Raw genomic sequence first — 12,321 nt, forward strand, 5'->3', positions numbered from 1 at the left:
CTCGCGGTCAGGCAGTATCGCGGTCAGGCGGGGCCGGGTGCGGCCCCCGGGCTCACGGATGCCGCGGCGGCGCGGCGCGCGATGATCCAGATGCCGACGGCCGCCGCGAAGAAGATCGCGCCCAGCATCGCCCAGCCGGGCAGTCCGAACGTGATCGCGGTCGCATTCACGACGATCGGGGCGGCCAGCGCGCCGACAGAGAACCCCATGCCGAACACGCCCTGGTAGGCGCCGGCTCGCACCGGATCGGCCAGCTCGAAACTGAGTCCCCACGCCCCCGCCTGCGACAGGATCTCGGCGAAGGTGTGGGCGATCATCCCGACGATGAGAATCACGATGGCGGCCCAGGCCGGCATCCCTGCGGCGAACGCGTAGACCAGGCATGCGGCGACCATCAGCCAGCCGGCGATCATCGTCACGCGCCCGGCGACGCGCAGGTCGTGCGTGCCGCGCGACGCCCGCACCTGGAAGAGCACCACGAGAGTCGTGTTGACGATGAGGAGCACGGCCACCATGACCTCGGGGGCGTTCGTGTTCTGCGTGATCCACAGCGGAACGCCGAACTCGGCCACCCCGAACTGCATGCCGAAGATCGCCGAGAGTCCGCTCAGCGCGAGATACCTCGGGTCGCGCCACGGCGAACGCCGGTTCCAGTCGCTGCGCTCGGCGGATGCGGCGGCCGCGGCCTTCGTGTCGATCGACCCGGTCTCGGTGCGGAGCGTCTTGATCCGCACGCGTGCCGGCGCATCGACCGCAGGGGTGAGGCGCAGCAGCGGCAGCGAACCGAGCGCGCAGATGGCCCCCGCGCAGGCGATGACGGTGCGGTATGCCTCGGGAGTGCCCAGCGCCAGCGCGATCGCGCCGAGTCCCGACCCTGCCGCGATCGCGATGTTGGTGACGGTACGCAGCACGGCCCGCGCGTGCACACGTCGCTCCGACGCGAATCCCCGCGCGATGATCGCCGACCGCGCCGAGTGGCCGAGGGTGTCGAAGAAGCCGGCGAGGCTGGCGAGCAGAAGGGCCGATGCGAAGTCCCCCACGAAGGCGTACCCCGCCAGCAGCGCGCCGCCGGTGAGCTCGAATCCGAACGCGAGGCGTCGCGCGCTCCAGCGATCGGCGAGCCAGCCGCCGAGGAACGACGCCACGACACCGCATCCGCTCGACACGGCCAGCACCACCGCGGCCTGCGCCGGAGACAGACCGATGATCTGGGTGAAGAAGAGCACGGTGACGGCGAAGAAGACGCCGCGCCCGATGCGCGAGACCGCGGTCGCCGCGACCAGGGCGCGCAGCACCGGATCGTCGAATCCCGCCGTCAGTCGCGCGAGAGGACCGCGGGTGCGGCCGGTCGACTCCTCCACCGCCGGGACCTGGTCGGGATCGGGTTGCGGGGAAGACACCACTTCATCCTCGCACGAGGGACGGACACGGCCCATCGTCCGAGCTGCGGTGCCCGCGGTCTCTCCCTCGTGCAGAGGCCTGCGGTTCGCCGCATCCGTCCTGCTCGGTTAGCGTTGACGGGTGGTCTCCAGCTATCTCGCCCCGAAAGGCACGCCCGTCACCCTGCTCGAGTACGAGCACGGCGGTTCCACGCTGATCTCCGAGACCTTCGGCGAAGGTCCCCGCACCTTTCTGCTGCTGCACGGCATCGGCATGGGTCGCAGCGTCTACCTCGACGTGGTGCAGAGGTTGCACGGACGGGTCATCGCCCTCGATCTGCCCGGTTTCGGCGAAGCACCGGAGCCCACCCGCACGCTGACCATGGAGCGGCACGCCGACCTCGTCGCCGCCTACCTGCGGCACGCCGAGGAGGGACCGGTCGTGGTGATCGGCCATTCGATGGGCAGTCAGATCGCGGCGGAGCTCGCGGCACGGCATCCGTCGCTCGTCGCGGGCGTCGTGCTCGCCGGCCCCACCGTGAACAAGGCCGCCCGCAACGTCGCGGCGCAGGCGAGCTACCTGCTGCGCGACCTCATCGGCGAACGCCCTCTGGTGATCTGGCGCGGCGCGAGGGAATACCTCCGCGGAGGCCCTCACCTCATCCGCAAGATCCGCGCGACCATCGTGCATCAGCCCGAGAAGGCGTTCGCGCGGATCGAGCAGCCGGTGCTCGTGCTGCGCGGCGAGGACGATCCCCTCGCCCCGATGAGCTGGTGCCAGGAGATCATCGATGAGATCCCCGGTGCCGACCTCCGGGTGATCCCCGACCACGGTCACGGCACGTTGATCACCGACTCCGAGCCCGCCGCCGAGCTGATCCAGCGCTTCGCCGACGACCTCTGACCCTGGCGACGGCGCGGCCTCCGGCGCGCGTGTCTGGCGCACCGCTCGCACGGCGTCGCGGCTTCCCGGCGTCCCGGTTCCGACCCTCGCCGTTCACAATTCAGCACAGAAGTCCGCCCAGCCGCAGAACCGCGCCGCGTCATATCGATCGGCGGCCGCTCCTGCTGAATCACGAACGGCGACCGCGTGTGAATCGTGGTCCCATCACCTCGATGATCTGCTCCAGTGCCTCCCGCACGACCGTGTGGTCGCCGAGGAGGTCCACCGCCAGGGGCCGGACAGTGACGTAACCCAGCCGGGCCGCAGCGACATCGCGCGCCCGATCCTGCACCTGCTTCTCCCACCCCTCGTGGAACTCCTTGCTGTCGCACTCGATGATCAACCACCCGTCGACGACGAAGTCGACGTAGCCGACACCCTCCAGATAGACCTGCATCTCATACGAGACGCCCATCGCCCTCAGAATCAAACGCATGTAGGTCTCCGGGCCCGAGGCCGCCGACGGATCCACGAGGGCGAGCAACGGACGGAACCTGGTGGGCAGCGACTCGAACAGTTGGGCGAGTTCGTCGAAGGTCATGAGTGCGTGATGCAGGATGCTGTCGAGGGTCGCGAGCGTCTCCCGCGGGGACTGACAAAACACCGAATGGGCGACGGCATCGACGATCGGGGCCGCATGAAGACAGCCATCGACACTCGACCGCACCCGCCAGTGCAACACGGTCGTGCTGTTCTTCGACAGACGCAGGCGCGACGATCCGGGAGTCACGAGGACGTGCAACCCGCGGCTGCGGTGAACGAAGACCCCCATCGCCACGAGCAAGGAGAGACACGACACGCGTCCGCCGATCCGCACCGCAGTGACCACGTCGCTCGGGGCCGTGGGCAGCGCATATCGGTCACGCCGGATGTGCAGGAGGTCGCTCCTCGCCACCGCGGCTGCAATCCGGCGCCCGGTCAGTCCCTTCCGGATCAGCTGGGATCGGGAGAACACCGTCGGCGCGTAGGCATCTCCAGCTCGCTCCGCCACAGTCCGCTTGTCGACATCACCGTGCTCGCTCATGAGGGAAGTGTGCGGATGGGCGGTGTTGTGCGTGAGCCGTTTTCCCACGATTTCGGGGCGGGTCGCCGTTCGAGGGTTTCGGTGCAGGAAGAAACCACCCCGGCATCGCCTTGGGTGGACGCGGGTCACCGATCAGGTTTCAGCACCGATCCTCGATATATCGGTGGCCGGGGGCCCGGATACTCGGTCTGAGAGATCTCATGCTGAATTGCGCACCGCGACCCGGCGAGGCCCGGACCGCCGGACCGGCCGGACGGAGCGGCGCCGGCCGGACGGAGCGGCGCCGGCCGGACGGAGCGGCGCCGGCCGGACCGGACGGACGGGCCCGGCGCCGGTCAGCCGGCGGCGGGAGGGGTCTGCTTGGAGTCGGCGAGCTCGTCGACGACCAGGTTGCGCTCGTCGGTCGTCCCGTTGCGATACGCCTGCCGTCCGACGATATGGGCAGACAGCGGGGCGGTGGCGAACTGCATGAGCACGATCGGGGTCACGAGGGCGAGTCCAACGAGGATGCTGCCGAGGGTGCGCTGCGACAGCGCGATCGCGAGGCAGATGAGCACGAGTCCCAGCACCTGCGGCTTCGTCGCGGCGTGCAGTCGCGACGGCACGTCGCGGAACCGCAGCAGTCCGACTGCGGCGGACAGGCAGAGCACGGCGCCGAGCAGTATCAGCACGAGGACGGCGACGTCGATGACGGCGTCGGGGATGGCAAGGCCGAACACGTTCATGGTGTCGTGTTGTCCCTTCTCGCGACGAAGCGGGCGACCGAGATCGACCCGAAGACGCCCACCGCGGCGATGATCAGCAGCACCGGGATGTTGCGCGTGTGTCCGTTGATCGCCATCTCGGCGCCGAGCACGCACATGACCTCGGTGAGGAGCACGTCCGACGCCACGGCACGGTCGAGGATCGAGGGACCGCGCACGATCCGGACGATCGTGAGGATCGCGGCGATGCCGAAGATGACCATGATCGCCAGCAGGAGAACGTTCATCGCACACCGCCCTTCATCGAGTCGCCCGAGCGCACCGCGCGCTCATCGGCCTTGAGGGCACGGTACTGGTCGGGGGCGCCGAGCGCACGGACGACCCGACGCTCCCAGCGCAGCACGCCCTCGCGCTGCTTCTCGACGTCGGCCATGCTGCGCACCCCGATCACGTGCAGGTAGAGCACCTGACGGTCGCGGTCGGCCTCGACCACCAGCGAACCGGGGACGAGTGAGGAGACGACCGACACGTGCGTCATCATCAGATCGTCGGCGTAGCGCAGCGGTACGGCGACGATGGCCGCCCCGGGCTGACGGCGGAAGTCGAAGACCTGCACCGTCACGGCGAGGGCTCCGCGCAGCATCGCGAACAGGAACTGCACGAGCAGCAGCAGGGCGTACCAGACGTTGATGCGGCCTGACAGTTCCACCGTCGGCAACCGGAACACCCGCGTCACGAACACCGCGACCACGAGGCCCGAGATGAAGGAGAGCACCGTGAACTGGCTCCACAGGAGCATCCACAGCACCACGAGCCACGCGAGGAACGGCAGCTGCACGCGCGTGTCCCGCCAGAAGTGACGGCCGGTCTCGGAGGGACTCATCCGTCGACCTCGCCTTCCAGCTGCACCAGGCTCACGGGCTCGAGGAGCACCGCGCCGATCCGGTCGCACAGGGCGTAGAGGGGGCCGGCGAACACGGTGAGAGCAAGCGTCACCCCGACCATCCCTGCCGTCGCGACGGTCATGATCCGCGGGATGCGGCGGCGCTCCTGCTGCTCGTCGGCGGCGGGCGCGTTGCCGAGGTACGAGATGCGCCCCTCGGTCTCGGTGGAGTCCTCCTCCTCGCGCCAGAAAGCGAGGTTCCAGGCGCGCATCAGCGCGTACAGGGTGAGCAGCGACGTGACGATGCCGCCGCCGATCAGAACGATCATCAGAGGCGTTCCGACCGATGCCGCCGCCTCGAAGAGTGCGAACTTGCCGATGAAACCGGAGAACGGGGGCAGGCCGCCGAGGTTGATCGCGGGGATGAAATAGAGCACGGCGATCACGGGGGCGACTTTCAACAGCCCCTTCACGCGCAGGATCGACGTGCTCCCGGCTCGGCGCTCGATGAGTCCGACGGCGAGGAACAGGGTGGTCTGCACGACGATGTGGTGGACGATGTAGTACACCGTCGCGCCGATGGCCGCGGGCGTCGCGATCGCCAGGCCGAAGATCATGTACCCGACGTGGCTGACCAGGGTGAACGACAGGATCCTCTTCAGCTCCGCCTGCGCGACGGCGCCGAGCACTCCGACGATCATGGTCGCGAGCGCGATGATCAGCAGCACGGTGTCGATGCTGTTCTCGGCGAAGAGCTGCGTCTCGGTGCGGATCAGCGCATACACGCCGACCTTCGTGAGCAGTCCGGCGAAGACGGCCGTGACGGGTGCGGGTGCTGTCGGATATGAGTCGGGCAGCCAGAACGAGACCGGGAAGATGGCGGCTTTGATGCCGAAGGCCACGACCAGCATGAGATGCAGCACGAGCTGCGTCTCCTGCGGGAGCTCGGTCATCCGCTCGGCGATCTGCGCCATGTTCACGGTGCCCAGCGCGCCGTAGATCATCGCGATGGAGGCGAGGAACAGAATCGACGACACCAGCGACACCACGATGTAGACGGCACCGGTGCGGATGCGGGACTCGGTGCTGCCGAGTGTGATGAGCACGTACGACGCGACGAGGAGGATCTCGAATCCGACGTAGAGGTTGAAGAGGTCGCCCGCGATGAAGGCGTTGAAAATGCCGGCGGCGAGGATCAGATACGACGGGTTGAAGATCGAGATCGGCGTCTCGTCGGTGCCGTCAGCGGCACCCTGGCCGATCGAGAAGAGGAGGACGGCGAGCAGCACGATGCTCGAGATGAGCACGAGGAGAGCCGCGAGACGGTCGACGTAGAGCACGATGCCGAAGGGCACCGGCCAGCCTCCCACCGAGACGGCGATCGGGCTTCCGCCGTCGACGGCGACCAGCAGCACCGCCGCGATCACCGACACCGCGGCGAGAGTCGCGACCGTGACGAAGACCTGCAGTCGGGGTCTGCGTCCGAAGATCAGGGTGACGGCGGCGCCGAGCAGCGGCAGACCCACCAGCAGGGGGACGAGTGCGCTCATGGGCGGTCCTCCCTGTCGGTGTCGTCGGTGTGCTCGGGGGCGGAGTCATCGGATGCCGTGTCGGCCGCCGTGTCTCGGGCGGCGTCCGCCGCATCCGTCTCGTCGGCGTCGGACGCGTGCGTATCGGCATCCGCGCGGAAACCGGGACGCTCGTCCCCCTCGGGCGTGGACTCGCCGTCGCCGTCGCCGTCGGATGAGGCCCTGCCTTCGGCCTCGGACGTGCCCCCGTCATCGCGGGGGGCCCTCGATACGTAGGCCCGATCGACCGGTGCATCGTCGTGGATCGCCGGGTGGTCGCGCATGTGCAGCACGGTGATGGGCGCGGTCTGCACGCCGACGAAGTCGGTGGTCGCGGAGTCGTCGTCGGCGTCGGCCTCGTCGTCCATGAGGTCTTCGTCGGCATCGGTGCGCTCGCGGAGAGCGATGTCGGCCTCGTCGTCCTCGACCGTGTCGGCCTGACCGAGCTGCCAGGAGCGGTAGATCAGGGCGAGCAGGAATGCCGAGACGGCGAAGGTGATCACGATGGCGGTGAGCGTCAGCGCCTGCGGCAGGGGGTCGCTGAGCTCGCCCTCGGTGCCGAAGAAGGGGGCGTTGCCAGGAACGCCCATCACGATGAGAAGCAGCAGGTTCGTGGCATTGCCGAGCAGCAGGAATCCGATCAGCACGCGGGTGAGGCTGCGCTCGAGCATCGCGTAGACACCGCAGGCGAACAGCACGGCCATGATCACGATCAGGGTCAGCGAGACATCCATCAGACGCTCACCCCCCGCTCGCGGAACTCCTGCGCCTGGCGGTCGACCTCGGCCCCGAGGCTGCGCAGCACGTCGAGTACGAGTCCGATGACGACCAGGTACACGCCGACGTCGAAGATCGTCGAGGTCACGAACTCCATGTGCCCGATGCCGGGGATCTCCCACTCCCAGAAGTTGCTGGTGAGGGGGGCGAGGCCGAAGAACAGCGGCACGATCGCGGCTCCGACGGCCAGGATCAGGCCGGTGCCGAGCAGGCGTCCTGCGTCCGTCGGCGCCGCGGCTCCGAGCTCCCAGCGACCGCCCGCGACGTAGCGCATGACGAGCGCCATGCCCGCGACGAGCCCTCCGGCGAAACCGCCGCCCGGCAGGTTGTGGCCGGAGAACAGCAGGAAGATCGACACGACGATGATCGTGTGGAACAGGACGCGGACGATGACCTCGAGCAGGATCGACCTGTTCTCGGGCCTCATCTTCTGGCCGCCGACGAGCCAGGCGCGCGGGCTGCTCTCGTTCTCGGACGTCTGGAACCGCACACCCTCGGTCGTCTCGACGAGCGGACGGCTGAGAGTCCGGCGGCGTCGCGCCTTGGGAAGGGTCTTGGTCGCTGCGAGCATGTCGGCGCGGTGCGTGACGAACACGAGCGACGCCACGCCGGTCGCCGCGAGCACGAGCACCGACAGCTCGCCCATCGTGTCCCAGCCGCGCAGGTCGACGAGGGCCACGTTGACGACGTTCTTGCCGTGACCGATGTCGTACGCGAGCTGCGGGAACATCTCGGAGATCGGATCCGCGATCCTCGACTGCGTCGCCACGATCGCCACCAGGGCCATCGTCAGACCCACGCCGACGCCCAGCAGGGCGCGGGGGATGCGCCCGACGGACGCGTTGTGCTCGCCCATCCGCGCCGGCAGGCGGCGCAGCACGAGGGCGAAGGTCACCATCGTCACGGTCTCGACGAGGATCTGCGTGAGCGCGAGGTCGGGGGCACCGCTGGTCGCGAACAGCACGACCATGCCGAGACCGGTGATCGACACGAGCACGACGCCCGTGTACCGCTTCTGCGCACGCACCGCCATCACACCGGCGGCCGCCATCATCGGCGCGACGACGAGCTGGACCGGGGTGTGCCAGGCCGAGAGCTGGAAGCGATCGATGTCGGTGGCCACGAGGGCGGTGATCTCGGCCGCGACGAACACCACGAAGATCGTCCCGACGTAGACCGGCAGCGATCCGCGCTGGGTGAGGGTGGTGCTGAGCACCGAGAGCCGGTCGACGCCGCGCATCACCAGGTAGTAGACGTCTGCCGCGGTGAAGGGGATCAGGCGCGGCTTGCGATCCCAGCCGGTGCGGATGCTGAGCAGGAAGAGGCCGGCGCCGAGCAGGATCGACAGGATCGAGATGCCCAGGGCGGGCTCGAGGCCGTGCCAGAGAGCGAGGTGTCCCGGCCCTTCGACCGCCTCGCCCGCGGCATCCAGGCCCGGCGTCGCGGTGAGTGCGTATCCTTGCAGCGCCACATCGAGTGCGGGGGCGCCGATCCCCGCCGCGAGCGTCACGCCGGCGAGGATGATCGGTGCCGAGAGGAAGCCGACGGGCGGGTCGGGCCATGCCGTGTCCTGGCGACGGTCGCCGGCGCCGTCGCGTTTGGTCCAGAACGCCCCCCACAGGAAGCGGATGCCGTATGCCGCAGTGAGCATGGACCCGATGCTCACGCCGATGATCGCCACGAGTCCCCACGGGGATCCGTGCAGGGCGTCGTCGAGCAGCGCGGTGAGCGTCGACTCCTTCGCGACGAACCCGATCGTGGGGGCGACTCCCGCCATCGAGGCGACCGAGATGAACGCCGCGGTGGCCATCACCGGGGCCTGTCGCCCCACACCGCTGAGCTCGTCGATGTCACGCGTGGACAGCTGCCGGTCGATCACCCCGACGATCAGGAACAGCGCCGACTTGAACAGCGCATGGCCGATCACGAGGGCGACTCCGGCGAGTGCGCTCGCCTGCGTGCCGTAGCCGACGACGATCGCGAAGAACCCGAGCTGGCTGACGGTGCCGAACGCGAGGATGCGCTTGAGGTCGGTCTCGCGCAGCGCCTGGATGCCGCCGAGCAGCATCGTGACCACGCCCAGCGAGATGATGATGGGACGCCATGGGCCCGTGAAGGCGAAGATCGGTGCGAAGCGCGCGATCAGGTAGATGCCGGCCTTCACCATCGCCGCGGCGTGCAGATAGGCGCTGACCGGTGTCGGCGCGGCCATGGCGCCGGGCAGCCAGAAGTGGAACGGGAAGAGCGCGGACTTGCTGATCGCACCGATGAGGAGCATCACGACGGCGGCGTCGACGATCGGCCCGGTGGGTGCGAGCTCGAGGATCTCTCGGATGCTGGAGGTGCCGGCATCCACCACGAGCAGCACGACGCCGACGAACATCACCAGTCCGCCGAGCGTGGTGACCAGGAGAGCCTGCAGCGCGGCTCGACGACTGGCCGCGCGACGCCGGTAGTGACCGATCAGGAGGTAGGAGAGGATGCTGGTCACCTCCCAGAACATGACCAGCATGACCAGGTCGTCGGTGAGGACGAGTCCGTACATCGCTCCGGCGAATCCGAGCAGGACGCCGGCGAACTGGCCGATCCCCGCGGAGTCGTCGTGGAAGTACCAGCGGCAGTAGAGGAGCACGAGCGCGCCGACGCCCGTCACGATCAGCGTGAGCACCCAGCCGAGCACGTCCATGTGCATCGACAGATCGAGTCCGAGCTGCGGGATCCAGGCGATCGACACGAACGGGGCGGGGCCGTCGAGCACCTGGGGGGTGACCACGAGTGCGTGCACGAATGCCGCGGCGGGGATGATGGCCGCGACGGCGAATGCCTGCGATCCCAGCCAGCGCACCAGAACGGGCATCAGGATGGACCCGAGGAGAAACACGGCGAGGAGCGTCAGCATATACGCGGCTCCTCGAAGCTCGTCGGCCGGATGCGGCACAGGCGGGCGGGTGTCTATATCGAGTTTACCTGGTGTTTTGGCCCTTTCGGTCCGCGGATTCGGTGCAGAGGTCACACAAATGGCCGCTTCGCACCGTCATCCCGGGCAATCTGCCCTGTCCGAGATCCGTGCGGGGTGCGATCCTGGTCGAGGTGGCCGACGCCGTGACCTCCTCCCGGCGTCCTCCATCCCCGACCGCGACACCCGCACCGATGAGAGGCCCCCATGCGCATCGCCCTGCACTCCGAGATCCGCGACGGCGCGATCGACCACTACCGCTCCGCTCACGTCCGCATCCCCGACGCCCTCGCCGCGACGTTCGATCGCATCGGCATCCGCGACTGGACGATCTGGCGCTCCGGCCACCGTCTCTTCCACCTCGTCGACTGCGAGGACTGGGATACCGCGGTCGCCGCGCTGCAGGACGACCCGGCCGATCACGCCTGGCAGGCCGACATCGGCCGTTTCGTCGAGGTGTTCCGCGACGCCGAGGGGGCAGAGGGGACGGCGCCGCTCGAGGAGATCTGGGATCTGCGCACACAGGTCTCCTGACATCCTGGTACCGGGCAGGTAGGCGCTCGGGACGCGTGACAGAGTAGCCCCGTGACACGGGTGTGGATGCGGGAGCTGTCGGGGTGGATCCTCGCCGCAGCCATCTCGCTGATCAGCGTCGCCGCGGTCGCGGCCTCTCCTCGCGCCGAACTGCTGTTCCGCGACGGCGACTCACTGGTCGTCGCGATGCTCGCCCGCGCCGTGCTCTCCGGGCAGCCGCTCGACTGGGCGATGTCGAGCGTGCTGTTCGTGCCCGAGTCCGCCGCGTTCACCGCGCTGGACGTCGTGCTGCCGCTCGGCACGAACGGAGTCCTCGCGGCGAGTGCGGTGGGGAACCTCCTTGCGCTGTACGGCGCGATCCGCCTGGTCGCCGGACGCTCCCGACCGGGGCATGCCCCGATCGCCTGGTCTCTGCTCGCCCTGGGCGCTTTCGGCGCCTCGGCGATGACCGAGGTCTCGTCGTCGCGTGAGGCCCTCGAACTCGCCTCGCTGCAGGCGACCACCACGTACTACTCGGCGACCGTCGTCGCGGTCGTGCTCGCGGTCGGGCTCGTGCGCCGCATCCTCGACCGCGAGTCGCGCAGCCCGGCCATGGTCATCGTCCTCGCCGCGGTCGCGCTGGTGTCGACGTTCTCGAATCCCCTCTTCCTCGCGTGGGGCGTCGCACCTCTCGTGCTCGTGCTCGTCGTCCTAGCCGTCCGCGCACCGCAGCGCACCCGCATCCTGATGCTCTCAGCGCTTCTCCTCGGAGCAGCGGCAGCGGGGATGCTCGCTCGTATTCCGTTCGCGGCATGGATCGCCAACACGGGCGCGGGATACGCGCAGCCGAGCCATTGGCGGGACTCCGCCGAGTATTACCTGGGGCTGCTCGGCGATCGGATCGTCTCGCCCTTCGGGCTCGTGGGCTTGCTGATCACCGCCGCGCTGCTGGCCCTCGCCGTCGTGCGCACCACTCGGTCACCCGATGTCGGCGCGCGCCTGATCGCGGCCGTGGCGTGGGCGACGCCGTCGGTCGTCGTCGTCGGAGCGGTCGTGCTCGGCACCCATGCCTCGCGCTACCTGCAACCCCTCGCGTTCGCGCCGGTGCTCGCGCTCGTGGCCTGGCCGACGACGCTCCGGGTGTCGGCCGATCTGCGCCGCCGCACCGCCGCCGTCGCCGGCGTCCTCCTGCTGGTCGGGGGCGGCCTCAGCGTGCCGCGGCTCACCGCCGCAGCCTCCGCCCCCGATGCCGACCTCGCGTGCGTCACCGACTGGGTCGAGGCGTCCGGTCGCACCGGAGCCGGGCAGTTCTGGACCGTCCGCCTGCCGAAGCTGCATCTCGACGATCCCTCGCAGCTGGTGCAGGTGGATCACCGGCTGGACGCCTACGCCTGGCTCGTGAACCGCCACGACGCCGATGTCGGCGAGGTCTCGTTCCTCGTCGAGGACTCGCAGACGGTGCCATGGGAGCTTCCGCAGGCTGTCGTGCCCACGGACATCATCGACTGCGGGCGCTATATGATCCGCGACTTCGGGACGTCGACGCTGCCGATCGGTCCCGCCCACAGCTGACA

10 protein-coding genes and 1 pseudogene are annotated in these 12,321 nt (G+C 69.1%); 3 read left to right on the forward strand and 8 right to left on the reverse strand.

Annotation, left to right across the window (positions count from 1 at the left end):
• Window positions 1-23 precede the first annotated feature (23 nt).
• A complete protein-coding gene (locus ASD43_RS04725) occupies window positions 24-1,400 on the reverse strand; it encodes an MFS transporter (RefSeq protein WP_162247486.1) in 1,377 nt (458 codons plus the stop codon).
• Between the two features lie 121 nt (window positions 1,401-1,521).
• Here ASD43_RS04725 and ASD43_RS04730 point away from each other — a divergent pair, with 121 nt between their 5' ends.
• Complete coding sequence (locus ASD43_RS04730) at window positions 1,522-2,283, forward strand: alpha/beta fold hydrolase (RefSeq protein ID WP_056414237.1); 762 nt, start codon at window positions 1,522-1,524, stop codon at window positions 2,281-2,283.
• Between the two features lie 169 nt (window positions 2,284-2,452).
• Here ASD43_RS04730 and ASD43_RS04735 read toward each other — a convergent pair whose 3' ends face one another.
• The 7 genes and pseudogenes from ASD43_RS04735 to ASD43_RS04765 all read right to left on the reverse strand — a co-directional run bounded on the left by ASD43_RS04735 (window position 2,453) and on the right by ASD43_RS04765 (window position 10,177).
• Window positions 2,453-3,346 (reverse strand): hypothetical protein, encoded by an 894-nt coding sequence (locus ASD43_RS04735; RefSeq protein ID WP_157550804.1) that lies wholly within the window; start codon window positions 3,344-3,346, stop codon window positions 2,453-2,455.
• 335 nt (window positions 3,347-3,681) lie between these two features.
• Window positions 3,682-4,071: a monovalent cation/H(+) antiporter subunit G gene (mnhG, locus tag ASD43_RS04740; RefSeq protein WP_056414241.1), complete on the reverse strand. Its 390-nt coding sequence runs from the start codon at window positions 4,069-4,071 to the stop codon at window positions 3,682-3,684.
• Window positions 4,068-4,337: a monovalent cation/H+ antiporter complex subunit F gene (locus tag ASD43_RS04745; RefSeq protein WP_056414244.1), complete on the reverse strand. Its 270-nt coding sequence runs from the start codon at window positions 4,335-4,337 to the stop codon at window positions 4,068-4,070. The genes mnhG and ASD43_RS04745 overlap by 4 nt, the downstream gene beginning before the upstream one ends.
• Window positions 4,334-4,933 carry a Na+/H+ antiporter subunit E gene (locus tag ASD43_RS04750; RefSeq protein ID WP_056414246.1) on the reverse strand — a complete coding sequence of 200 codons (600 nt, stop codon included), beginning with the start codon at window positions 4,931-4,933 and terminating at the stop codon, window positions 4,334-4,336. Before ASD43_RS04750 ends, ASD43_RS04745 begins: the two co-directional genes overlap by 4 nt.
• Entirely contained in the window at window positions 4,930-6,483 is a 1,554-nt protein-coding gene (locus ASD43_RS04755; protein WP_056414249.1) for a Na+/H+ antiporter subunit D, read from the reverse strand. The genes ASD43_RS04750 and ASD43_RS04755 overlap by 4 nt, the downstream gene beginning before the upstream one ends.
• 191 nt (window positions 6,484-6,674) lie before the next feature.
• Window positions 6,675-7,235: pseudogene (locus ASD43_RS04760) on the reverse strand (Na(+)/H(+) antiporter subunit C); the annotation flags it as partial.
• Window positions 7,235-10,177, reverse strand: a complete 2,943-nt coding sequence (locus tag ASD43_RS04765; protein WP_056414252.1) for a Na+/H+ antiporter subunit A — start codon at window positions 10,175-10,177, stop codon at window positions 7,235-7,237. The pseudogene ASD43_RS04760 and the gene ASD43_RS04765, both read right to left, overlap by 1 nt.
• A 264-nt stretch (window positions 10,178-10,441) precedes the next feature.
• On the opposite strand from ASD43_RS04765, the gene ASD43_RS04770 reads away from it, so the two are divergent.
• Both ASD43_RS04770 and ASD43_RS04775 read left to right on the forward strand, forming a co-directional pair.
• Window positions 10,442-10,768 carry an L-rhamnose mutarotase gene (locus ASD43_RS04770; RefSeq protein WP_056414254.1) on the forward strand — a complete coding sequence of 109 codons (327 nt, stop codon included), beginning with the start codon at window positions 10,442-10,444 and terminating at the stop codon, window positions 10,766-10,768.
• A 51-nt stretch (window positions 10,769-10,819) separates the two neighbouring features.
• Window positions 10,820-12,319: a hypothetical protein gene (locus ASD43_RS04775; protein WP_056414258.1), complete on the forward strand. Its 1,500-nt coding sequence runs from the start codon at window positions 10,820-10,822 to the stop codon at window positions 12,317-12,319.
• Window positions 12,320-12,321: the final 2 nt, after the last annotated feature.

This window comes from Microbacterium sp. Root553, assembly GCF_001426995.1.
Lineage (GTDB): Bacteria > Actinomycetota > Actinomycetes > Actinomycetales > Microbacteriaceae > Microbacterium.